Origin of the sequence: Peptoniphilus stercorisuis (genome assembly GCF_017874395.1) — a bacterium.
In the GTDB taxonomy this organism is placed as follows: Bacteria; Bacillota; Clostridia; order Tissierellales; family Peptoniphilaceae; genus Anaerosphaera; species Anaerosphaera stercorisuis.
Genome location: NZ_JAGGLJ010000008.1, coordinates 1 through 23,567, shown reverse-complemented (window position 1 = coordinate 23,567; position 23,567 = coordinate 1). Strand labels below are relative to the sequence as shown.

Annotated in this window: 23 protein-coding genes, 8 tRNA genes and 3 other annotated features (1 of these 34 running past the window's edge); of the genes, 6 read left to right on the top strand and 25 right to left on the bottom strand. The window is 27.0% G+C overall.

What is annotated here, in order from left to right; all coding sequences use genetic code 11:
• Nucleotides 1–189 (bottom strand) — a binding site (T-box leader); it reaches 22 nt to the left of the window's first position.
• Between the two features lie 84 nt (nucleotides 190–273).
• The 5 genes from pepF to epsC all read right to left on the bottom strand — a co-directional run bounded on the left by pepF (nucleotide 274) and on the right by epsC (nucleotide 6,149).
• A complete protein-coding gene (pepF, locus tag J2Z71_RS05015) occupies nucleotides 274–2,061 on the bottom strand; it encodes an oligoendopeptidase F (protein WP_210060759.1) in 1,788 nt (595 codons plus the stop codon).
• Nucleotides 2,062–2,064: 3 nt separating this feature from the next.
• The gene (trpS, locus tag J2Z71_RS05010) at nucleotides 2,065–3,054 is read right to left on the bottom strand and encodes a tryptophan--tRNA ligase (protein ID WP_210060758.1); all 990 of its coding nucleotides are present in this window, start codon (nucleotides 3,052–3,054) and stop codon (nucleotides 2,065–2,067) included.
• A gap of 11 nt (nucleotides 3,055–3,065) precedes the next feature.
• Nucleotides 3,066–4,346, bottom strand: coding sequence for an amidohydrolase (locus tag J2Z71_RS05005; RefSeq protein WP_210060757.1), 1,281 nt, complete (start codon nucleotides 4,344–4,346; stop codon nucleotides 3,066–3,068).
• Nucleotides 4,347–4,390: 44 nt separating this feature from the next.
• Nucleotides 4,391–4,608, bottom strand: a binding site (T-box leader).
• A gap of 73 nt (nucleotides 4,609–4,681) precedes the next feature.
• Nucleotides 4,682–5,587 (bottom strand): cysteine synthase A, encoded by a 906-nt coding sequence (gene cysK, locus J2Z71_RS05000; protein WP_210060756.1) that lies wholly within the window; start codon nucleotides 5,585–5,587, stop codon nucleotides 4,682–4,684.
• Entirely contained in the window at nucleotides 5,577–6,149 is a 573-nt protein-coding gene (gene epsC, locus J2Z71_RS04995; protein WP_245311187.1) for a serine O-acetyltransferase EpsC, read from the bottom strand. The genes cysK and epsC overlap by 11 nt, the downstream gene beginning before the upstream one ends.
• A 506-nt stretch (nucleotides 6,150–6,655) precedes the next feature.
• On the opposite strand from epsC, the gene rpsD reads away from it, so the two are divergent.
• Nucleotides 6,656–7,252, top strand: coding sequence for a 30S ribosomal protein S4 (gene rpsD, locus J2Z71_RS04990; RefSeq protein WP_210060755.1), 597 nt, complete (start codon nucleotides 6,656–6,658; stop codon nucleotides 7,250–7,252).
• A gap of 85 nt (nucleotides 7,253–7,337) precedes the next feature.
• Nucleotides 7,338–7,610 carry a putative signal transducing protein gene (locus J2Z71_RS04985; RefSeq protein ID WP_210060754.1) on the top strand — a complete coding sequence of 91 codons (273 nt, stop codon included), beginning with the start codon at nucleotides 7,338–7,340 and terminating at the stop codon, nucleotides 7,608–7,610.
• A gap of 180 nt (nucleotides 7,611–7,790) precedes the next feature.
• Here the strand turns inward: J2Z71_RS04985 and J2Z71_RS04980 are convergent, their stop codons facing one another.
• The 11 genes from J2Z71_RS04980 to J2Z71_RS04930 all read right to left on the bottom strand — a co-directional run bounded on the left by J2Z71_RS04980 (nucleotide 7,791) and on the right by J2Z71_RS04930 (nucleotide 15,104).
• The gene (locus J2Z71_RS04980; protein ID WP_210060753.1) at nucleotides 7,791–8,171 is read right to left on the bottom strand and encodes a RidA family protein; all 381 of its coding nucleotides are present in this window, start codon (nucleotides 8,169–8,171) and stop codon (nucleotides 7,791–7,793) included.
• Nucleotides 8,171–8,521, bottom strand: coding sequence for a ribosome silencing factor (gene rsfS / locus J2Z71_RS04975; RefSeq protein WP_210060752.1), 351 nt, complete (start codon nucleotides 8,519–8,521; stop codon nucleotides 8,171–8,173). Before rsfS ends, J2Z71_RS04980 begins: the two co-directional genes overlap by 1 nt.
• Before the next feature lie 8 nt (nucleotides 8,522–8,529).
• Nucleotides 8,530–9,420: an LCP family protein gene (locus J2Z71_RS04970; RefSeq protein ID WP_210060751.1), complete on the bottom strand. Its 891-nt coding sequence runs from the start codon at nucleotides 9,418–9,420 to the stop codon at nucleotides 8,530–8,532.
• Nucleotides 9,417–9,989 (bottom strand): bis(5'-nucleosyl)-tetraphosphatase (symmetrical) YqeK, encoded by a 573-nt coding sequence (gene yqeK / locus J2Z71_RS04965; RefSeq protein ID WP_210060750.1) that lies wholly within the window; start codon nucleotides 9,987–9,989, stop codon nucleotides 9,417–9,419. The genes J2Z71_RS04970 and yqeK overlap by 4 nt, the downstream gene beginning before the upstream one ends.
• A gap of 2 nt (nucleotides 9,990–9,991) precedes the next feature.
• The gene (gene nadD / locus J2Z71_RS04960; RefSeq protein ID WP_210060749.1) at nucleotides 9,992–10,591 is read right to left on the bottom strand and encodes a nicotinate-nucleotide adenylyltransferase; all 600 of its coding nucleotides are present in this window, start codon (nucleotides 10,589–10,591) and stop codon (nucleotides 9,992–9,994) included.
• Entirely contained in the window at nucleotides 10,591–10,878 is a 288-nt protein-coding gene (yhbY, locus tag J2Z71_RS04955; protein ID WP_210060748.1) for a ribosome assembly RNA-binding protein YhbY, read from the bottom strand. Before yhbY ends, nadD begins: the two co-directional genes overlap by 1 nt.
• Nucleotides 10,879–10,886: 8 nt before the next feature.
• Complete coding sequence (obgE, locus tag J2Z71_RS04950) at nucleotides 10,887–12,164, bottom strand: GTPase ObgE (protein WP_210060747.1); 1,278 nt, start codon at nucleotides 12,162–12,164, stop codon at nucleotides 10,887–10,889.
• Between the two features lie 146 nt (nucleotides 12,165–12,310).
• Nucleotides 12,311–12,601 carry a 50S ribosomal protein L27 gene (gene rpmA / locus J2Z71_RS04945; RefSeq protein ID WP_210060746.1) on the bottom strand — a complete coding sequence of 97 codons (291 nt, stop codon included), beginning with the start codon at nucleotides 12,599–12,601 and terminating at the stop codon, nucleotides 12,311–12,313.
• Entirely contained in the window at nucleotides 12,598–12,939 is a 342-nt protein-coding gene (locus tag J2Z71_RS04940; RefSeq protein WP_210060745.1) for a ribosomal-processing cysteine protease Prp, read from the bottom strand. Before J2Z71_RS04940 ends, rpmA begins: the two co-directional genes overlap by 4 nt.
• Nucleotides 12,939–13,244: a 50S ribosomal protein L21 gene (gene rplU, locus J2Z71_RS04935; RefSeq protein WP_210060744.1), complete on the bottom strand. Its 306-nt coding sequence runs from the start codon at nucleotides 13,242–13,244 to the stop codon at nucleotides 12,939–12,941. Before rplU ends, J2Z71_RS04940 begins: the two co-directional genes overlap by 1 nt.
• Nucleotides 13,245–13,258: 14 nt before the next feature.
• Nucleotides 13,259–13,330, bottom strand: a sequence feature (ribosomal protein L21 leader region).
• A 451-nt stretch (nucleotides 13,331–13,781) separates the two neighbouring features.
• Nucleotides 13,782–15,104 (bottom strand): Na+/H+ antiporter NhaC family protein, encoded by a 1,323-nt coding sequence (locus tag J2Z71_RS04930; RefSeq protein ID WP_210060743.1) that lies wholly within the window; start codon nucleotides 15,102–15,104, stop codon nucleotides 13,782–13,784.
• Nucleotides 15,105–15,257: 153 nt separating this feature from the next.
• Here J2Z71_RS04930 and J2Z71_RS04925 point away from each other — a divergent pair, with 153 nt between their 5' ends.
• Together J2Z71_RS04925 and J2Z71_RS04920 are read left to right on the top strand one after the other, a co-directional pair.
• Nucleotides 15,258–15,689, top strand: a complete 432-nt coding sequence (locus tag J2Z71_RS04925) for a GNAT family N-acetyltransferase (RefSeq protein ID WP_210060742.1) — start codon at nucleotides 15,258–15,260, stop codon at nucleotides 15,687–15,689.
• Between the two features lie 248 nt (nucleotides 15,690–15,937).
• Entirely contained in the window at nucleotides 15,938–16,609 is a 672-nt protein-coding gene (locus tag J2Z71_RS04920) for a class A sortase (protein ID WP_210060741.1), read from the top strand.
• Nucleotides 16,610–16,639: 30 nt separating this feature from the next.
• Here J2Z71_RS04920 and J2Z71_RS04915 read toward each other — a convergent pair whose 3' ends face one another.
• Nucleotides 16,640–20,950, bottom strand: coding sequence for a collagen binding domain-containing protein (locus J2Z71_RS04915; protein WP_210060740.1), 4,311 nt, complete (start codon nucleotides 20,948–20,950; stop codon nucleotides 16,640–16,642).
• 767 nt (nucleotides 20,951–21,717) lie between these two features.
• Between J2Z71_RS04915 and J2Z71_RS04910 the strand changes: the two genes are divergently transcribed.
• Nucleotides 21,718–22,074 carry a hypothetical protein gene (locus J2Z71_RS04910; protein WP_210060739.1) on the top strand — a complete coding sequence of 119 codons (357 nt, stop codon included), beginning with the start codon at nucleotides 21,718–21,720 and terminating at the stop codon, nucleotides 22,072–22,074.
• 49 nt (nucleotides 22,075–22,123) lie between these two features.
• Nucleotides 22,124–22,621: a copper amine oxidase N-terminal domain-containing protein gene (locus J2Z71_RS04905; protein ID WP_210060738.1), complete on the top strand. Its 498-nt coding sequence runs from the start codon at nucleotides 22,124–22,126 to the stop codon at nucleotides 22,619–22,621.
• A gap of 230 nt (nucleotides 22,622–22,851) precedes the next feature.
• Here the strand turns inward: J2Z71_RS04905 and J2Z71_RS04900 are convergent.
• From J2Z71_RS04900 to J2Z71_RS04865, 8 genes are all read right to left on the bottom strand, one after another.
• A tRNA-Arg gene (locus tag J2Z71_RS04900) sits at nucleotides 22,852–22,928 on the bottom strand.
• Between the two features lie 7 nt (nucleotides 22,929–22,935).
• Nucleotides 22,936–23,010 (bottom strand) — tRNA-Gly (locus J2Z71_RS04895).
• Nucleotides 23,011–23,015: 5 nt separating this feature from the next.
• A tRNA-Tyr gene (locus J2Z71_RS04890) sits at nucleotides 23,016–23,101 on the bottom strand.
• Nucleotides 23,102–23,122: 21 nt separating this feature from the next.
• Nucleotides 23,123–23,198 (bottom strand) — tRNA-Thr (locus J2Z71_RS04885).
• Between the two features lie 24 nt (nucleotides 23,199–23,222).
• Nucleotides 23,223–23,299, bottom strand: a tRNA-Asp gene (locus tag J2Z71_RS04880).
• Nucleotides 23,300–23,304: 5 nt separating this feature from the next.
• A tRNA-Val gene (locus J2Z71_RS04875) sits at nucleotides 23,305–23,380 on the bottom strand.
• A gap of 5 nt (nucleotides 23,381–23,385) precedes the next feature.
• Nucleotides 23,386–23,460: transfer RNA gene (locus J2Z71_RS04870), tRNA-Glu, on the bottom strand.
• 12 nt (nucleotides 23,461–23,472) lie between these two features.
• Nucleotides 23,473–23,549, bottom strand: a tRNA-Met gene (locus J2Z71_RS04865).
• Nucleotides 23,550–23,567 lie beyond the last annotated feature (18 nt).

Sequence of the window (23,567 nt, the reverse complement as noted above, 5' to 3'; positions counted from 1 at the left end):
CCACCTTAATTCTAATTATAAAAATTTTATAATTAGCACTTAATATTTTAACGTAATAACCGTTGTAAACTACTTTATTTCATTTACAAAGCAACAAAGCTACCTTCAAGTTTTAGTAATGATATTTTGCACCTTCCAATATCTCTCTTTAAATACTAAAAATTTACTCCTCTTTGTTATTGCCTTTATTAAATTCAAATTAAATTTACAAGCTATTATACCTTTACTAAATTAATTTTTCAAGTATTAAGCTTATACTTACTTAAATTGAATTTACATTAATTCTTCTATTTTGTCAACTATATTTCCAATATAATCAATTGTATTAAGAATAAATTCATCTTTTGTTATATCAACACCTGCAACATTACATAATTCTATAAGATCTACTGATCCACCCTTTGATAGAGCATCTAACCATTTATCTGAAGCAACTTTTCCATCTTCATTAATTCTCTTAGCAACTTCTGTTGCAACACTAAGCCCTGCACTATAAGTATATGAATATAATCCCATATAGTAATGAGGTTGTCTCATCCAAGTAAGCCCTGCATAGTCATCTATCTCTACAGCTTCTCCCCAGAATTTTTCAGTAACTTCTTTTGTTATATTAGTTAAAACTTTTTCAGTTAGAGCTTCTCCATTATCTACAAGTCTATAAACCTCTCTTTGATAAGCAGCTTCTAAAAGATGTGTCACACAATTGTGATAATAAGTATTTCCTATTTGTGCTGCATATACAAATCTTTTAAATCTATCATCTTCTGCTTTTTTAAGAAGGCTATTAGAAAGTAATAATTCATTTATTGTAGAAGGAGACTCTATAAAGTATAGTGATGGCTCTTCTTCTAAAATAGAATTATTTTTTTGTGCAAAGTAAAAATGAACACCATGTCCTATCTCATGAGCAAGTGTATATACTTCATTAAGTTGTTCTGTAAAAGATAAAAGTATAAAGGATCCCTTCTTATAAGGAGATGAACAAAATCCTCCAGTTGACTTTCCAATATTATTTGCAAAATCAATCCATCTATCACTATATGCACTCATTGCAACCTTTAGATATTCTTCTCCCATTACACTAAGAGCATCTTCTATATAAGATACACTTTCTTCCTTTGTAATTTTAGGAACAAATTCTGCATCTAGAGGCACTTTTAAATCTGCAAAAGTCATTTTATCTAAATCGTAAAACTTTTGAATTAAACCTGCATATTTTCTCATATGAGGAGCTAAATTTTCCATCATTAAATCAATTTGTCTTTCATAAAGTGGTCTTTCTACTTTTTGTTCAAATAATAAATAATCTATTACACTGTCAAATCCACGAAGAGTTGCAATTTGTTTTTCAGTCATTACATGTGTAATATATAATGATGCAAAAGTATTTTTATATTTTTCAAGTCCCTTAGAAAAACTTTCATAGGACTTTCTTCTTACTTCTGTATTTGTATCATAACAGTGGAAGTTTTCATATAATACAAAACTATTTGCATATTTCTTTCCATTAACTTCAAAATCATCAAAAGTCATATCAGAAAGTTTTGAATCTTCATAAGTTCTATAAGGAGCTGATACTGATGGAGATAGAGCAGCTATTATATTTTCTTCTTTTTCAGATAATAAATGTTCTTTTTTACCTAAAAGCCTTTTTAAATAAGCTTTATATTTTGTAGTTTTTTCTATTGTTTCTTCTATAATATTTTTAGATAATTTTAGCACTTCATTTTCAAAGAAATTAATTTTTAGATTTATATTATTAAAAAATATATTGAAATTATTAAGTCTTAACTTAGCTTCTTCATTAGTAGTATCTACACTATAATCTAAATAACTATAATTATCTGCTAAAGTAATTCCTTCTATAAGTCTTTCATATAAATCTATTGATTCTAATAGTTCTTCTACATTATTAATATTATCTTTAAATTTAACTAATTTCTTTGATAAATATTCAATTTCTTTTAATTTATTTTCATATTCACTTTCATCTTTGAAAATTCTTGTTAAGTCCCATTTTAAATCATTTTTTATTTCAGATCTTTTTTTTAGTTGTTCCATAATTTACCTCGCAATAAATCCCATTTTTTTATGAACTTTTCTAAGTGTCTTAGTTCCAAGATAGCTTGCCTTTTGTGCTCCTTCTTTATAAACCTTCTCAAGATATTCTTTATCACTTCTAATTTCTTCAAATCTCGTTCTTAAAGGTCTAAGTCCCTCAACTACAATTTCAGCTAAATCATCTTTAAATACTCCATATCCAATATTTTCATAATCTTTTACAATCTCTTCTGGAGTTTTTCCAGTAAAAGATGAATATATAGTTATTAAATTTTTAAGACCTGGTTGATCATCTGTATAATTTACAACACCTATTGAATCAGTAACAGCTTTTTTAATTTTCTTTCTAGTTTCATCTTCTGAATCTAAAAGTAGTATATAGGAATCTTTATTATCAGAAGATTTACTCATTTTATATTCAGGCTCTTGTAGTGACATAATTTTCGCACCTACTTTTGGAGTCATAATTTCAGGCACTACAAAAGTATCAGAATACTTAGAATTAAACCTTTGTGCAATATCACGAGTAAGCTCTAAATGTTGTTTTTGATCAATTCCAACTGGCACAAAATCACTTTGATATAATAAAATATCAGCAGCCATAAGCGTTGGATAATTTAAAAGTCCTGCATCTACTTCCTTTGTCTTAGAAGACTTATCCTTAAATTGTGTCATTCTTTGAAGTTGACCAAGTGGTGTTATTGTATTTAGACACCATCCTAACTCTGCATGTTGTGGTACATGTGATTGAATAAATATAGTGGACTTTTCTGGATCAAGTCCTGCTGCAAGATATAAAGATAATACATCTAAAGTATTTTTTCTTAAATCCTTTGGCTCTTGAAATACTGTAATAGCATGAAGATCAACTATACAATATAAACAATCATATTCTTCTTGTAGCCCTACAAAATTTGACAATGCACCAATATAATTTCCAAGCGTTAAGGAACCTGATGGCTGAATACCACTAAAAACTCTTTTCTTTTCCATTTTAACCTCCACTATCTATTTATAAGTTCTTTTGTTAATTTATTTATTTTATATTTTATATATTCTTCGTCAATTGTTAAAATTTCTCTATTTTTCATAATTAAATTTCCATCAACTATTAAATCTAGTATATCATTTGATGATGCACTATAACAAAGTGCAGAAATTAAATTATTATTTGGTGTAAAATTCATTGAATTTAAATCATATATTTGAATATCTGCAAGTTTTCCCTCTTCTATACTTCCTGCATCAAATCCCATAGCTTCAGCACCATTAACAGTAGCCATTTTTAATACTTCTACTGCTGGTACAACTTCTGCATTAAGTTCAACTGCTTTATTTACAATAGATCCTATGTGAATTTCTTCTACCATATTTTGATTATTATTTGATGAAGATCCATCAGTTCCTATTGCAACTTTTATACCAGCTTTTAATAATTTATCTATTGGAGTAAATCCACTAGCTAATTTTAAATTTGAACTAGGATTATAAACTGGATAGAAGTTTTTATTTTTTACTAATTCTATCTCCTCATCAGTAATATGAGTACAATGTGCTCCTATTACTTTAAGATCAAAAAGTCCAATACTATTTAAGTACTCTACAGGAGTCATATTATTAGTTTCTTTACAGTCTTCTATCTCCTTAATAGTTTCTGAAATGTGAATATTTATTACTGAATCAAATTCCTTTGACATATTTATTATTTCTTTTAAATAATCAGTAGAACAAGTATAAATTGCATGAGGTGCTGGAACTATTTTCACTCTACCATTTGCATAATTATGGTAATTTTTATAAAGTTCTCTTGTTTCTTCAAGTCTTTCTTCTCCTCCACCATTTATATCCATAAGTCCTCTTGTAAGAACTCCTCTAATACCAGATTTTTTAATAGCTTCAGATACTTTATCCATTGAATAATACATATCACAAACAGTACTAGTTCCAGATTTAATATTTTCAACAATAGATCCAAGACTTGCCCAATATATATCTTCATCAGTTAGTTTTGCTTCAAAGGGCCAAATTTTTTCATTTAACCAAGTATTTAAATCTAAATCATCTGCATAATTTCTCATCATTGTCATTCCTAAATGTGAATGTGAATTAACATATGCAGGTACTGCTAATTTATTATTTCCATATATTACATTATCAACTGTTAAATCTTCTAAATCTTCACCTATTTTTACAATTTTATTGTCTTCAATTAATATATCTTTATTTTCAACTATACATTCCTTTTTAATATCTAAATAAGAAATGTTTTTTAATAAAATACTCATAATTCCTCCAAAAATTTATAATAAAAAAACCATTCATTCCAAAATTTAGGAACAAATGGTAATTCGCGGTGCCATCCTACTTATATTACATTAGTAATATATCTCATAAGACATAAGTCTTTCTCTTAACGCGAGTTACGTCAAAGCTATTTATTCGCTTTGCATTCATAGAACCCATTCACAAATTTCTTTTATTGATTTTCACCAAACATCAACTCTCTAAAAAATTCCCTTTGCTACTATTTCTAATCAACACTTTAATATCTTCTTTATAATATATTATATCTACTTTAATATGTCAATAAATAAGGACCTATAATAGGCCCTTATAATAATTAATATAAATCAGTACTTAAATATCTCTCTCCATTATCAGGAGCAATATATAGAACTTTTTTTCCACTTCCTAGTTTTTTAGCAACTTCCTTTGCTCCTACTAGTGCAGCTCCTCCTGAAATTCCCATTAAAATCCCCTCAGTACGAGCAAGTTCTCTTGATGCATTATAAGCATCTTCATTTGATACCTTTATTACCTCATCAATTACATTCATATCTAAAATATTTGGAATAAAACCAGCTCCAATTCCTTGAATCTTATGACTTCCCTTTTCTTCACCAGAAAGTACTGCAGAATCTTTCGGCTCTACTGCAAAAACTTTAATATTTTTATTATTTTCCTTTAATACTTTTGCAATTCCAGTAATAGTTCCACCAGTTCCAACTCCTGCTACTATTGCATCTACATCTTTTAAATCTTCTAAAATTTCAAGAGCAGTAGTTTTTTCATGAGCTAAAACATTATTTTTATTTTCAAATTGATAAGCCATTACATATCCATCTTTAGAAGCTATTTCTTCTGCTTTTTCAATTGCTCCAGGCATACCTAAAGAACCTTTAGTTAATACAAGTTCTGCTCCATAAGCAGATATAATTTTTTGTCTTTCTACACTCATAGTATCTGGCATAACTATTATTATTTTATATCCTAAAGCTGAAGCTACCATTGCAAGTCCTATTCCCATATTTCCACTTGTAGCTTCAACTATTGTATCATTTTCTTTTAATTTTTTATCCTCTATCATATTTTTAATAATATAATAAGCTGGTCTATCTTTAATAGAGCTTCCTGGATTAAAATATTCAAGTTTTGCAAAAATTTCTGCACTATTTTCTTTATCTAATGTATTTAATTTTACTATTGGTGTTCTTCCTATTGCATCTACTATATTTTTATATAACATTTTTTAGATCTCCTTTGTATTTTCTTTCTATATTTCTTGCTGGCATTCCTACAGCAGTTGCATAATCAGGTACAGGTTTTACAACTACAGCATTAGCTCCTACCTTTGCATTATTACCTATTTGAATTGGTCCAAGAATTTTACATCCACTTGATAGCAAAACATTATTTCCAACATCAGGATGTCTTTTGCCTTTATCTTTTCCTGTTCCTCCAAGAGTTACATTGTGATAAATTAATACATCATCTCCAACAGTTGCCGTCTCTCCAATGACAATTCCCATTCCATGATCTATACAAATTCTTCTTCCTAAAACTGCTCCAGGATGAATTTCTATTCCTGTCTTTTTTCTTGTGTGGTACGAAATACTATTAGCTATAAAAAACATTTTTTTATTATAAAAAAAATGTGCTATCCTATGTCTAAATATAGCTTTTATCCCTGGATTATGAAAAAATATATCTAAAGAATTTGAAGATGCCGGATCCTTATCTTTAACAGCTTTAATATTTTCTTTTAAATCTTTGATAATTGAAAAATTCCTTTTAATTTTTTGCGACAAAACAACACTTCCTTTTCTATTAATCCATTTATTAGTATATTTAAAAAATAAAAAAACTCGCCTCTATAAAAGAGACGAGTAACGTTGTTCCACTCTAATTCATCTATATAAGTATAGAAATATACAAATAGACCTTCTTCAGATACTGACATATCCTATTCTTATAACGTAGAAATACCGTTGCATCATTTAAATGCAAAACTCCAGAGCGCATTTCATTAATTTATCCGTTTGGACTTCACACCTACCGTCCTTCTCTTTAACGAAAATAAAAAAACTACTTTTCCCTATCTTTGTCTTTATTTTTAAAACTTCTATTAATAAATTTATTCTTATATTAACTTAGTTATTTCAATAAGTCAATAGATTTCGCAGTAATTTAGTAGGAATTTTTATTTTTTTAAAATTTTTCAATAAAATTCTTTACAAAAATGGCTATTTTTAGTATACTACATTTGGCTCTTAAATTATCGCGGCGAGAAATTTATAGGAGTTGAATTAAAAATATGGCAAAAATGATGGATCCTAGATTTAAACAATCTAGAAGATTAGGTCTAAATGTATGTGGTCACCCTAAGGCTATGAAAAGAGCTCATAAAGGAACTGCAAGAAGTGATAAAAAATTAACTGAATACGGTAAGCAATTACTTGAAAAACAAAGATTAAGAGCTTACTACGGAGTGTTAGAAAAACAATTCGTTAACCTATTCAAAGAAGCTAAAAAATCTAAAGAACAAACTGGTCCAGCACTAGTACAATTCTTAGAAAGAAGACTTGACAATCTTGTTTACAGAATGGGATTTGCAAGCTCTATAAGACAAGCAAGACAAATGGTAACTCATGGTCATGTTACTGTAAATGGAGGAAAAGTAAATATTCCTTCTTACAGATGTAACGCTGGAGACGAAATTGCTCTATCACCTAGAGGAAGAAAAGCTGAATTATTCAAAGAAAACTTTGAAACTAATTTCGTAACTTCTTACCCATACATTTCAAAAGATAAAGATTTCAAAGCAACACTTGTAACTCTTCCAAATAGAGAAGATATACCTGTTGAAATCGAAGACCAATTAATAGTTGAGTTCTACTCAAAGAATATGTAATTGAAATTAAGAAAACTGATGAGGTTATTCCCCATCAGTTTTTTCTTTTTCTAAATTATGTTAATATAAATAAAAGAGGTGCTATATGAATAAAAATTTAAAAGATTATGATTTTGTAAAATTAGTTACAGTTTTTGATCAATTTAAAATAGGTGCTGTTAAAGGTATCTTAGAAGATAATGATATTCCATACATATATTATGTACCTGATAATAATAATTATACTTTATTTATTTTTGGTACAAACCCATCTGGTCTAGATATATATGTACCTGATTTTTTACTTGAGAAATCTCAAGACTTACTTGATGAAATTTTTGGAGATGATTATAATAAATCTGACTTAAATGAAAAGTAATTAAAATACTTTTATAGTTTGCTTGTTCAAAAGAAAGTATAGTCTTGTTTTAAATATCTTTATTATTTAAGGATTTTTAAACTGATATCGATTTCAAAGGTAGATTTATATAAATTAATAATCCCATTAAAAAAGGACCTAAAGTAAAAACTTTAAGTCCTTTTTTATTTCTCTAAGTAATTAAATTTCAGCTATTGCTTCAATTTCAACTAAGTTATCTTGTGGAAGTCTTGCTACTTCTACACAACATCTAGCTGGTTTGTGATCAGAGAAATATTCTGAATATACTTCATTTAATGCTGCAAAGTTATTCATATCTGAAATAAATATATTAACTTTAGCAACTTTTTCTAATGATGATCCTGAATTTTCAAGTATCGCTTTAACGTTTTCTAAGCTTTGTCTTGTAGCCTTTTTTATATCATCTTTAACATGTTCTCCAGTTTCTGGAATAATTGGTATTTGTCCAGATGTAAATACTAGGTTTCCTACTACTGTTGCTTGAGAATAAGGTCCTATTGCTGCAGGAGCCTTATCTGTATGTGTAATTTTAATACTCATTAGTTGTTGTCCTCCTTGTTTTCTACTTTTTCGTCTGACCAAAGTCTTTCTAAATTATAGTATTCCCTCTCTTCATTGTGGAATACATGAACTATTATATCACCATAATCTAGTAAAATCCATCTTAATGAATTTTTACCTTCTTGATTATCTAATTCTATTCCTGCTTCAGACATTTTATCTTCTATTTCATCAGCTATTGCATTTACTTGGTTTGAAGATCCACCACTTACAACAACAAAATAATCTGCTACTGAAGTCATACCCTTTAAATCAAGTATTTTTATATCTGTTCCTCTTTTATCTTCACAAGATTTTACTATTATATCTAACTTTTCTTTATTATCCATTTATCCTCCTATTTAATTCCCATTGTTCTTAATAATTCATCTGTTTTATTTTGATTCACAAAAAAATAAGACACTTTATTCCTATAACCTGGATATCCTGGCAATGTATTTGTTGTAATATTTTCTGTTGAAAATTTTCTAACATTTAATCCTAATTTTACAATTTGTGAAAAAGGCATATTACTATCTGTATATTTGCCATAAGATTTAAGTAATATTGGTGCTTTTACAAAAGTTAATGGTGATTTAACCTTATTAATAAAAGCTGATACAAACTGTTGCTGAGCTTGTACTCTACCTAAGTCTTGATTTGTATATCCTTTTCTAAATCTTAAAAATTGTAAAGATTCATTTCCATTTAAACTTTGCACACCTGGTTCTAAATGTATGCTTAAAGGCGGATCTGCCCAAGGATCTTCATAATCCATTTTTATAGGTACATCTACTGTTACACCACCTATTATATTTACTACATCTTCTACAAAGCTATAATCCATAGTTATATAATATTTTATATCTGTTCCTAATAAATTATTTACTGTTTGTAATGTTAAATCAGAACCTCCATAATTATATGAATGGTTTATCTTTTGATTATTATACCCTTCTATACTTGCATAAGTATCCCTAGGTATAGAAATCAAATCTGCACTACCATTTTCCAAATTCATATTTACAAGCATTATTGTATCTGATCTTGTATTAGTAGCAGATGCTGAATCTAAGCTATCTACCCCTAATAATAAAAATTGTATATTATCATTTGAGCTTTTTAATTCTGAAATCATATCTCCAGGATTTTCTATATGATTTTTAAATAGAAAAAATCCTGTTGATCCTACAAATAGTACTACTATTACTAAAAATGTAGTAAAAAAAGCTTTAAAAAATCTTTTCATTTTAATATCTCCAAAATATAGTTTCTTGCTTTTATTGTATCTAAAGCTATATATTCATCTTTACTACACAAAAATTCTATCGTATTATTTAAACTAAATAACATAGCTTCATCTAAATTTATCTTTGATAATTTCCTTGCCTCTTCTACTCCATCAAAATTTCTCATAGGTTCAATATAATCAGCTAAAAAAATAATCTTATCTAAATCGCTCATATTATCTTTTCCAGTAGTGTGACTTTCTATTGCACTTAAAATCTCTATATCATCTATATGATATCTTTTATTAGCAATTTTAGCTCCTAAATATCCATGGATAATTTGAGGAGCTCTTTTCATATCTTCAGTTAAATTTAAATTATAAATTTCTGCTTCTTTCAATAATTCTTCTTTGTTCTTTATTTTTGCACAGTCATGAAGATATCCTGCAATTTGTGCCTTTTCTTCATCTATACCAAAATTCCTTGCAAGTTCCACAGCTGTTTTCATAACTCTTAGAGTATGATTATATCTTTTTTCCCCAATTCTTTGTAGAATCTCATTTTTTATATCTTCTGTTATTATTTCCATAACTAACCTCTATATAAATTATTTTCATCTATATAATCAATAACTTCATCTGGAACTATATACTTTACAGATTTTTTCTCTTTAAGTCTTTTTCTTATTTTAGTAGATGAAATATCATATAATGGAGAATCAACCATATGAACCCTTACATGATATTTCTTATCTAGATAATCAATCTCTTTTTTAATTTCTTTTTCTAAAGCATAATGCGGTCTTACAGCACAAGCAAAATCAACAAGAGTTGCAAGTTTTTCTATATCTTTCCAATTTTTAAGATCAAATAAAGAATCTGATCCAATAATAAAATATAGATCACCTTGTAATTCTTCTTTTAAAATATTAATAGTTTCAATACTATAAGATTCTTTAACTCTTTTAGTTTCCACATCAGATATTTTAAAATCTTGATTTTCCCTAATAGCTATACTAACCATATTATATCTTTGATCAGCTGGTAAATAATCTGTTTTGTGTGGAGGATTACCTGTTGGTATAAATATTATTTCATCTAATCCAAGATCCTCTTTGACATACTCGCTAATCATAAGATGTCCTAGATGAATAGGATCAAAGGTTCCTCCCATTAATCCATATTTTTTCATTATATTTCAATAGTTTTATTCTCTTTTGATTCTCTATAGATTGTAAGCTTACTTCCTATTTGTTGTACAAACTCTGCACCTGTTCCATCAATAATTTCATCAACTATTTCTTTAGCTGTTACAGGTGAGTTTTGAAGTACAGTAATTTTTACTAATTCATGATTTTCTAATAATACATCTATTTGTTCAATTAAACTATCACTAACACCATTTTTACCAACTTGTATAAGAGGTGTTAAATTATTTGCTAGTGATTTTAAATAAGATCTTTGTTTTCCTGTTATCATCTTAACCCCTATTCAAAAAATTCGAATTCAAAATTCATAATAAATACAGAATCCCCTTCATTTATACCAAGCTCTCTTAATTTATCTATTACATTATTTTTTCTTAAGTTCTCTTGGAAATATTTTAAAGATTCATTATCCTCAAAATTTGTAGATTTTAATAATTTTTCAATATATGGTCCATCAACTATATAATTATCATTTTCTACATAGACATTTATACCTTCTTCCCTTGTTTTTACTGGAATGTATTCTTTGTCAAATGTCTTATACTCTTCCTCATCGTCATTTTCATAATTTTGAATTTCATTAAAAGTATACTTCATAAGTTCTCTTAAATTTTCAGTTGTAGCAGCACTACCGCTAAAAATTTTATATTTTTCCCCAAATTCTTTTTCTAATTTTTCTAAATTTTCTTCAGAACCTGGAATATCAGTTTTATTTGCAAATATTATTTGCGGTTTTTCAGCTAGTTTTTCATTATATCCCTTTAACTCTTCATTTATTTTATAAAAGTCTTCAATTGGATCTCTTCCCTCAGAACCTGAAACATCAATAACATGTATTAAAACTTTAGTTCTTTCAACATGCTTTAAAAATTCATCCCCAAGTCCAAGTCCATCACTAGCACCTTCAATAAGTCCTGGTATATCCGCTATTACAAATCCCATTTCTTGACCTAAATTTACAACACCAAGATTTGGTTTTAATGTCGTAAAATGATAATTTGCAATCTTAGGTTTTGCTGCAGAAACTACTGAAAGTAATGTTGATTTTCCAACATTTGGAAATCCTACTAAACCGACATCAGCAAGAAGTTTTAATTCTAAAGTGATTTCTTTTTCTTCACCTCTAGAGCCAGCTTGAGCAAATGCAGGAGCTTGTCTTGTAGATGTAGTAAATTTTGCATTACCACGTCCACCTCGTCCACCTTTAGCGATAATATACTCTTGATCTTTTTCTTTTAAATCAACTATTACGCCACCAGTTTCTTTATCTTTTACAAGAGTTCCAACTGGTACTCTTAGTATAATATCTGCTCCATCTTTACCAAATTGTTTCTTACTTCTTCCATTTTCACCATTAGGAGCTTTATATTCTCTTTTATATCTAAAGTCCATTAATGTGTGAAGTCCCTCATCAGTTTTTAGGATTATGTTTGCGCCATTACCGCCATCTCCACCAGCTGGTCCTCCAGCAGGTTCAAACTTCTCTCTTCTCCAAGCAACAGCGCCATCTCCGCCATTACCTGCTTTTAATCTTATATTAGCTATATCTATAAACATATCCCTTTATCCTTATCTAATAAATTCTAATCCCAATTATATCACAATAAATATAGTTGAAATCTTAAAGTGTTCTTAAAATATCTATGATATTTCTAAGTTTATATAAAATAAAGCCGTAGCAAGCTACGACTTCATTAGATTTCTTATGCTAATTCTTCTGTATATACACTAACAACTTTTTTGTTGCCTCTGCCTTTAGTTTCGAATTTAACACGTCCATCAACAGTTGCAAATAGTGTATCATCTCCACCACGCATTACATTTTCGCCTGCATGGATTTTTGTACCTCTTTGTCTAACAATAATATTACCTGCAATAACATATTGTCCGTCGCCTTTTTTAACTCCAAGTCTTTTTGCTTGAGAATCACGACCATTCTTTGAAGAACCTACTCCCTTCTTAGAAGAGAAAAGTTGTAAATCAAATTTTATCATCTTTGCACCTCCATTACCTCTAAATTTATATGATTAGAGTATTGTGCCTCTAAAAGTTTCAATCCAGTAATCATAAACTCAAAATTACTTTGAATTTTTATATTATTCGATTTATTATAATCTAATTTTATTTCTAGAAATCCATCTTCCTGTATTGCATGAATTTCATTTTCATCTATATTACAATTTTCTACAAGTGAAAAATATAGTCCTTGTGTAAGTATAGATATTGCAGCGCAAACTATATCATATTCTCCGCTACCATTAAAATCCGCATGTCCCTCTGATTTAAAACCAGTATAGACATTTTGATTTTTATAAATAATTATATTAGTCATTAGATAATATTATCTATTTTAACTAATGTATAAGGTTGTCTATGTCCTTTTCTAGTTCTTTCGTTCTTTTTAGATTTGTATTTATAAACAACTATCTTTTTGTCTTTAGCTTGTTTAATAACTTCACCTTCAACTTTAGAACCTTCTACGTATGGAGCACCAACTTTAACATCGTCTCCTGCGATGAATAAAACTTTATCAAAAGTTACTTTTTCACCTTCGTTAGCGTTAAGTTTTTCAACTTTAACTGTTTCTCCAACCTTAACTGTGTATTGTTTTCCACCTGTTTCTATAACTGCGTACATATTGTAGCACCTCCCTATTTTATAAGACTCGCCATTGTAGGTAATTAAAAATTTTAAGACCATACTTTGAGCGGTTACAGTTAATTATAATAGCATAAGAAACACTATATTGCAATATTTTCTTAGAAAATAAAATATTTATTTTTCCTATGTTTACATTAACTTTTTGTAGCTAAATTATATAGTAATATATTAAATAATAAAACTTATTAATATAACTTTCTTTCCAAATATTTTCTAAAATACTTAGTAATAACTATAACTTAATTTTGCTTCACTATAATCATATTTCAAAATCTCTAAAATTTCAATCTTAAATAAATCTTATTTCTATCTTTCTAAATAAAAATTATTTATTATCTAACACATATATACCTATTATATTAAATAATAAACTTTCTCTCTATCATAACCATTTAAAAGCTATCTTTTAAAGCCATACAAGACCTATTTACAAACTTCTACACTAACTTAGTATGAAGTTTACTATATCCAATTATTTTTACATTTTAAGCCCTATAGCATCAATATATCAACTTAAGTTAAATTAAATTTATTTCTCAATATTTTCTCATCTTTAATATCTAAGAAGTAAGCATATATTGGAAGTAAATATAAATAAAAAGAAAATATTATACTTTTTGTACTAGCTCCAACAGTTTCAAGAGGTACCTTTGCTGCAATTGACCAAGGAATTAAAGGAGCTATAACTATAACAGTATTAGCAAGAATAATAGCAAGTTTTTTATTATCCTTAATAATATCCTCACTTAATTGATAAGTTAATAAAATAGATAAAGTTTGATTACAACTTATAATTGATGTAAAAATAGCAACAAAATAAACACTTGCATATTTTGAATACCTATAAGCTATATTATCCACATTCTTTTTAAAACCTTTTAATAAATTTGTTTGCTCAAAAATTCCAGCATAAGCAGAAGATATAAATATAGTTAAAATAACACCAAACATAGATACTATTCCACCGCCATTTAATATTTTTGCAAGCTCTTGATCCATTGATTTATATCCTAATACATAAAATTTAAAAAGTTCTAAAACTTCCATATCTTGAACAAATATACAAATTAAACTTCCTAATAAAATACTTAAAATCATAGTTTTTTTAACATCAACTTTAAAAAAAGAAAATACTACTATAATAATAGCTGGAATAATTGTAATAATACTTAAATTAAAATTTCTTTCAAATAATCTATCAATAGATATAATTTCTCCACTGCTATTTAAACTAAAACCTAAAAATAAATATATAATACAAGTTATCATAAATGGTATAAATGCTATTTTAAACATAATTTTTATATTATCAAAAATATCTGTATTAGTTATCTCAGAAACTAAAAGAGCACTAGAAGACATAGGAGACATTCTATCACCAAAATAACATCCAGATAATATTGCTCCTCCAACAAAGACTTGATCTACTCCTAAAGACGCTGCCATAGTCATACAAATAGCCCCCATAGTTGCAGCAGTTCCAAAAGATGTACCTATTAAAAAAGAAACTAAAGAACATAATAAAAAAGTAATAAATATAAAGCTATTTGGCCTTATTAATTTAGTAGAATGATAAATAATAAAGGCAATAGTCCCTGATCCTCTCCATACAGAAGTTAATATACCAATTATAAATAAAGTAATAGTTACATTTTTAACCTGATAAACACCCTTTAAAGACATTTTAATCATACTTTTAAAACTATTCTTTTCATACAAACCATATATAAAAAATAATATATATCCAAAAAACAACACAATTATTATTGAAATTTTACTTACTACACAAAAAATCAAGCTCAATATGAAAACACCTAAAACAATTGATTCAATCATGGCATCCTCCCTTTTAATAAGAATATATTGTTTATTAAAAAAAGTCCATTAATAAAAATTTTTTCGTAAATTTTGTTTATCTAAGTATTTAATTGTATTCTTATGGGTATAATATTTTATTATAATGTATTTAAAATACACAGTAGGATTAAAATGATTAATCGGTCTTATAAATTAAGAAAAATAGACCTTAAGGAATTTAAAAGAATTTACAAAAATAACTTAAAAAATGTTTTTCCATTTTCAGAGAGAAAGCCATTCTTTCTAATAAAAAAAATGTATCAAGAAAATAAATACACTTGTTATATTTTAGAAAAAGATAATCAATTAAAAGCTTATGCAGCCTTTGTTTGGAAATGTGAAAAAACTTTACTATTAGATTATTTTGCAACAGTTCAAGAAGAAAGAGGAAATGGTATTGGAAGTATTATGCTTGAACATTTAAAAAATGAACTTAATATAAACTCTCTAATATTTGAATGTGAAAATCCAAAGTATGCAATAGATGAAAATGAAAAAATAACAAGAACAAGAAGAATAGATTTCTATAAAAAAATGGAGCATACCTTTCAAATGCAGAAATAAATTTAGCAGGCGGAAAATTTAATATAATGTATATGCCAATGAAATTATATAATTCCAATACAAATATCAAAAAAGAATTAAACTTAATCTACAAAAATATGTATCCAAAAATTTTATTTAAAAAAATAGCAAAGATATACTAAGAAGTATATCTTTTTGCTTACTTATAAATAAAAAATTATATATTATCACTAATTCTTTGTATATAATATGATTGTAATTAAAATTATTATATTAATGGAGAGCATATGAAAAAATTTATATCACCACTATTATTAATTCTGGGAATAAGTTTAATCCTTATCCCTAAACTAAATGATTTATATATTAATAATAATTCAAAAAAAACCTTGAATAATTCTTATAATAAAATCAAAAACTCAGAACTTCAAAATGAAAATATTAATAATATTAATAACTTAGAGATTGATGATGCAAATATTCTATTGACTATAAAATCTTTATTTTCCGAAAAAAATAATAACGATATAATAGGAATTTTATATATTCCAGATATTGATACTAAACTTCCTATTTTTAATGAACCGACTAATGAAAATCTAATGACAGGCACTAGCATTGTTAATACTAATCAACAAATGGGACAATTAAATTACACTTTGATTGGTCATTATTCGAAAAATAAATCCGTTCTCTTTGGGGCTTTAATGGATATAGAAATAAATTCTCCTATTTTTATTAGTGATGGTTCTAATTTATATAAATATAAAACCGTTGAAACATTAGTTGTTGACGATACTGAAGTAAGTATGATTAGTATTGATAAATATTCAGATCCAACTATATCATTAATGACTTGTTATTATAGTTCTAAAACTGGTAAAAGATTTTTTGTTATAGGAAAATTAGAAGAAGTTTCAGACTTAGACAAAAACCAATACAATTTAATATTTAATTAAAAAAAGGATAGAAAAATCTATCCTTTTTTATTATTCTGATTTAGTTTTTTTCTTAAAAATAAAACTTAATAGAATTAAAACACTTCCTAAAAGATAATAAATAACATTATCTTTTTGTCCAGTTTTAGGTAATCTTTCTAAATTACCATTTTCGTTATATCTTGAATTGTTTTCTTCTTTATTCAAATTATTATATTCATCTAAATTACTTGATTTATTAATATCTCCTATATTTTTTTTATTATCTACACTATTTGATTCAAATTGATCTGTTGGATCAATTGGTTTCGTTGGGTCAACTGGTTTCGTTGGGTCAACTGGTTTTGTTGGATCAATTGGATTCGTTGGATCAATTGGCTTTGTTGGATCAATTGGCTTTGTTGGATCAATTGGATTCGTTGGATCAATTGGATTCGTTGGATCAATTGGATTCGTTGGATCAATTGGTCTTGGCCTATTTGGTCTACTTGGTTTTGATGGTCTATTAGGCTTTCTTGGCTCTTCATAAATATTTGTAATAGTTAATCCATTTAATTTTTTTCTATAATTTTTTGGAACATTTACTTCATCTATTGTATATTTATATTCATTTCCATTATGATCATTTTTATCTAAATCTGTCCAAGTATAACTTAACTCACCATTTTTAAGTTTAATTTTTTCTCCAAAAGCTTCATCATTTCTATAAAGTTGGATCTCAATATTTGGTTTATCTTTTGGTCCACCATTCCAAATTTTTCTTCCTGTTATTTCAGTTTTAGGACTATTGTAGATATTTTTAATAGTTAAATCATCTACTCTTTCTTTTCCATAATCCTCTGGTGTTTCTACTTCGTCTATTGTATATTTATATTCATTTCCAACATTATCTGTTTTATCTAGATTTTTCCAAGTGTACTGAGTATTTCCAGATTTTAGTAAAACTTTTTCTCCTAAAACTTCATCATCTCTATAAAGCTGAATTTCAATATTTGGTTTGTCCTTTGGTCCACCATCCCAAATCTTCTTTCCAGTAATATCTATTTTTTCTTTTTCGTTTTCTATTGTTTCATTAATTTTTTTATGATCTTTATTTATTGTAATTTCTTTTGGCTCTTCTAAAAGAATATATCCTTTTGGAGCTTCTACTTCTTCTATGAAATAATTTCTATAAGGCAAACCCTTAAATGATATTTTACCATTAACTGTTGTTATTATACCATCTTCATCTTCACTTCCAATTTCAGTTTTTCCTTTAACTAGCTGTCTGTCTCCATTTAGAAGATAATAGAGTTTAAATTTAGCCTCATTTTTTTCTATAATTTCTTTAGTACTAGAATCTATTTTGATTATTTCTAAGGATCCTATTTTTTCTTTTCCTGAACCTGTAGCCCATGAGCTTTGCTCTACTGTATATTCCTTTTTTGAGTTAGTTTTTTCTTCAATACCCTTACCTGTTAGCTCAGCTTGATTTGATATACTTCCATTTGTTGATAATACTACTGTCTTATATTGGATTTTTAATTCTTTATCTAAGTTTCCTAAATCTAATTTCAATATAGTTTCACTATCTACATTATTATTTTCAACTTTTAATTTATCCTTTATATTTTCTATCTCTTTACCTGATTTATCAAATACTTTTAAACTGTCTTCTATATAAATATGCCCTTCACTTATTGTATCTTTAAAAACAGCATTTTGAATATAAGATAAACTTTTATTAATATCTACAGTCCATAAAATTTCATCATCTGTATATGCTTTTGAACCTTCAATATCACTTTCTTTGTCTATAAAGCTATTATGATAATCATAATTTACTTTTTTACTATATTCCTTTGAATAATCTGAAGATTTTACATTTGCTTTATTAGAATAATTTTCCTTTGAAATCCCTACAATTTCACTAGAATACTCTAATAATATAGGTTTATCTATTCCATTTTCAAATTCTATTGAAAAACTATCATCAGATAAATCTTTAATACTAAATCCATCATTTATTTCCTTTATATTAACTATATTTCCATCTTTATTTATATCATATGTGCTAATTTTTATATCTTTATTTGATTTTTGTCCTTCACTTAATTTATCTGTGATAGTGTATTTATCAGAATATTTCCTTGATAAAGTATTAGTATATACTTTCCAATTAATATTTCTACTGTCTCTATCTAAGGATGCTTCTTTTTTTCCATTATTAAAAATATATTTTTTTAAGTTATATTCAGCTGTTTTTTCATCACTAAATTTTTCATCTTTACTATTTTCTCCAGTAAAGGTAGCTTTATTATTATAAGTTGATTTTTCATTATAAGTTGATTTTTCATTTATTATTCCTTTTTTTTCAATTAACTCATTAAGTTCAAAGGATGTTTTAAAATAAATTTCATATTTTGCTTTTTCTAATTCTCCATTAAAGTTAATTCCAAATCCATCTACTCCATGATCTACTATTTGATATAAATTTTTATCCAAAACTATATTATCTTTCATAATTATAAGACTATCTTCTAATAAAAACATACTTCTAGCAGGAGTAAATTCTTCTTTAATATTTAATCTTTTTATTTTATCTTTAAAAGCATCTACTGTCAGTTTCCAAGACATAGTTTTATTTTCATAATCTATACCATTATAATTAATATCATTTATATTTCCATTAACTGTTTCTTTAGCAAATATATTATTTTCTGTAAGTGTTCCAGAAACATTTATTTCTTCAATTATATTTTCTTCAGTTCCTGTTCCTGGGCCTTCTTTAAAATTCCCTTTTAATATTGCTTGGTTTGTATATTCTTTTATATTTTCATTTGTAATTTCAACTTTGTATTTTATAGTATATTCTTCTTCAATAATTCCTAAATTTATTTTGAATCCATTACCATTTATAGAAATATCACTATCATTAATTTTTCCTGAAGAATTTTTTATCTCAATACTATCTTCTATTAAATTTTGACCTTCTCCTATTGTATCTTCTAATATAGAATTATATATTTTTGCATTTGCACTATTTACTTTTATAGTCCATTCCATAATAGGTTTTTCATCTTTATAAGAAGTTATTTCTCTACCACTTTTAGATAATATACTTCCTCTATCTATTTCTACCTTAGCATTATCTGACCAAGTTTGTTCACAAGTTTGTTCATTAGATTTTAAAGAAGCTGTATTCTCAAATTCTAATTTTTCTTTAAATTCTACTTCGTCTAATTTTGCGTAATCTATATTTGTTTCAAATTCTATTTCATAAGCAGAGTCTATTTTTCCAAGATTAATTGAAAGGTTTTTATAGTCATTGTTTAATTCTTCCTCTCTACTAAAGTCAGTTCCATTTTGATTTAACTTATATACTCTTATAGAATTTTCTTTTAAAATTAATCCCTTTGGAAGATTATCTTCTATAGTTGCATTTTCAAGATTATCTAATCTCTTATTTACAAATATATTCCATTTAATAGTTTTATTATCTATATTATTTCCAGTTTTTTCTATATAAGAGCCTTTTTCTTTAATATCATTTGCTTTTTCTTTGTCATCTTCTAATAAAATAGCTTTATTCTTAAATGTATTTTCATTAGAATCAACTATATTAGTTTTATATTTTATTCTATATGCAGAATTTATATCACCTAGATCTATTGGAAATTCATAAAAATCTTTATATTTTGTCCCCTCTACAACTTTTCCCTTTGATCCAACTATTAAATTATAAACTTCAATACTTCCATCTAATTCTAGTGATTTTATAATATCATCTTGAATTTTAACTTTTTTTAGATCATCTAAGGAAGTATTTATATCAATAGTCCAGTTTATATTTTTTGGATTTAATTCATTGTCAAATTCTCCATTTTTTTCTATTGTTTTACCATTTTTGGGTTTAACTGTAATATTATAATCTTTTTTTTCTTTAGTTTCAAAAGATATAATTTGCTTAGTATTTTCCTCAAAAATATCATTATTAATATTAAATAATAATCCAAAAGTTCCATTTCTTTCTTCTAATTTATTTAACTTGTCATTAAAAACAATTTTAAGATTATCTCCTTCTATATTATATATTCCAACGACTTCATCATTAGATATAACATTTCCGCTTTCTGATGATTTAATTGCTTTAATAGCATTTGGTAGTTTAATACTTGCATAGTCTTCAGCTATTATTTCTTCATCATCAGCAATTTCCCAATTATATTCCACTTTTATTGAACTAACTTCAGAAATCTTAACTTCGTCCTCTGGACTAATTTTGTTACTATCTATCTCTATAGTAGCATCTTTAAAAATATTTCCTAAGTCTTTAGCTTCTAAATTCTCATCTTTAGCTTCTAAATTCTCATCTTCTGGCATTTCTTCTTCGAATGTTTCAAATATTGAGATATTATTATGCTCTATACTTTCATTTGCAAATATTAAATTGTTGAATGGATATATTATTTGCAATATGAAAGAGAATAAAAGTATTACCGCTATGTTTTTTTCATTTAAAATCCCCTTTTTTAAATATTTAATTAATCCTGTAAAAACATTTTCTTTAATTTGATTAACTCTCCCATATAATCACATTCAAATATAGTATTTGTATATCCTTTATTCAATAGCATATTTCTTTATTTAGTTCCCATTTTTTAGATAAAAATACATTTTTTCCATTTAGTTTGATTATTCCTATGATTAGGGACTTTTTCTTCCATTATTAGGGACATTTTATGTTCATACAAATATTAATATAGTTTGTATCTATTAAATTTAAACATACTAATCATTTTAACTATATTCATTTGGATATTTAAAACTCTAATTATTTTAGATAAACAATTTTTAAATGTTAAATAACATAAAAAATGGATCTAAAATATTATATAGACATTAATTTAAAATATAAAAACCTCTTTCTTGCATTATCAAGATATCTCAAATATTAGCTAATACATTAAATTTTCTTAAAATAGTGATATGATTATAATATGTTATTACTTATGTAAAATTTAAGGAGTGAAATTATAGGGAAATTATTATTAGTTACATTATTATCTAGTACATTATTACTTACATCTTGTGGAAATAAGCAAACAAATAATATTATTAATGAAAATAATAAAAATCAAGTTGAAAATATGACAAAACAAGAATTTCCTACTGTTGAAGATTTACAACTTGAAATCACAAAGCCACTAGAATTACAAGGAGAAGCCTATTATGGAAAGTTTATACTTTCAAATAATTCTAAGTTTAATATTAAAAGTTGGAAAACTCTATATAGAAATAATAAAGAAGAAGAGATTCTCCTAGTAGTTGCAGAAACATTGACACCAGGAGAAGTTTCTGTTGAAAAAGATATTTTTTCAAATGAAGGAGATGTTGATATTAAAAATAGTAATCCTATATGGACTGAAGTTATATATACAGGTGGAAATGGAGAAGAAAATTATTATAAATATGATTATAAATTAAAAGCATATGAAGAGTATTAACTAAGTAAGTTTATATAATTAGTTATGAAAAATTAAGAAGGAGTTATTTATGAGTAAGACAATCAAAAGATTATCTCTTGTATTAATGCTGTTAATTTCATTAATACCAAATTCTATTTATGCAGAAGAACAACCTATAAAAATATGGATTAATGGAAACTATGTAAATTCAGATGTTTCTCCTATTATTGAAAATAATAGAACTCTAGTACCTATAAGAGTTGTATCTGAAAATTTAGGATATAATGTGATTTATTATCCTGAAAATAAAAGTATTCATATTGCATATTTAGAAATAGTTAATGATGTAGAAACAAAAGATGATAGTATTTTTAATACCTTTCATATGACTATAGATAATCCTATTATTAATGTTGATAATCCCAAAAATGCTACTTCTTCAACAAAAATTCTAGATGTTGCACCTAAGATAATTAATAATAGAACTTTTGTACCAATAAGATTTTTAGCTGAAGAAATGGGATTAAATATAGATTGGGATTCTGAAAATCTAACTGTTGTTATAGGCTCTGGTTATAATAAATAAAATATTATTAAGCAATATGATATTCTAAATTTTAACTTAGATAATAAAATTTCAAATTCATTTAGAACTATATACGATGAAAATAATCCTGAACATCAAAATTTACCACATTCACCAGAGATAGGCTATAATTTTGAATATGATCTATTAAATATGTAGATAATAATGAAAAATAAAAATCTTCTAAATAATAAAAAAACCTCGCAATCAACGATTACGAGGTTTTTTCTTGGTGCACCGTAAAGGATTCGAACCCTCGGCCTTCTGGTCCGTAGCCAGACGCTCTATCCAACTGAGCTAACGGTGCAAATTTTTGGAGCGGATGACGAGATTCGAACTCGCGACCCTCGCCTTGGCAAGGCGATGCTCTACCACTGAGCCACATCCGCAAAACTGGTGGGGGAGAGTGGATTCGAACCACTGAAAGCTGAGCTAACGGATTTACAGTCCGTCCCCTTTGGCCAACTCGGGAACTCACCCTTAAGTAAATATATATAAAAATGGAGCTGGTGAGAGGACTTGAACCCCCAACCTACTGATTACAAGTCAGTTGCTCTACCAATTGAGCCACACCAGCTTACTTAAATGCTATAAAATTTTTTGGCGACCTGGAAGGGACTCGAACCCTCGACCTCTAGCGTGACAGGCTAGCATTCTAACCAACTGAACTACCAGGCCGCATATGGTGGACACAATAGGGCTCGAACCTATGACCCCCTGCTTGTAAGGCAGATGCTCTCCCAACTGAGCTATGCGTCCATAAATGGTGACCCTGCCGAGAATCGAACTCGGGATACCACCGTGAAAGGGTGGTGTCTTAACCGCTTGACCACAGGGCCTTATTAAATTTTTGGTAGCGGGAAGTGGATTTGAACCACTGACCTTCGGGTTATGAGCCCGACGAGCTACCGAACTGCTCCATCCCGCGTCATTTATTTTTATAGCA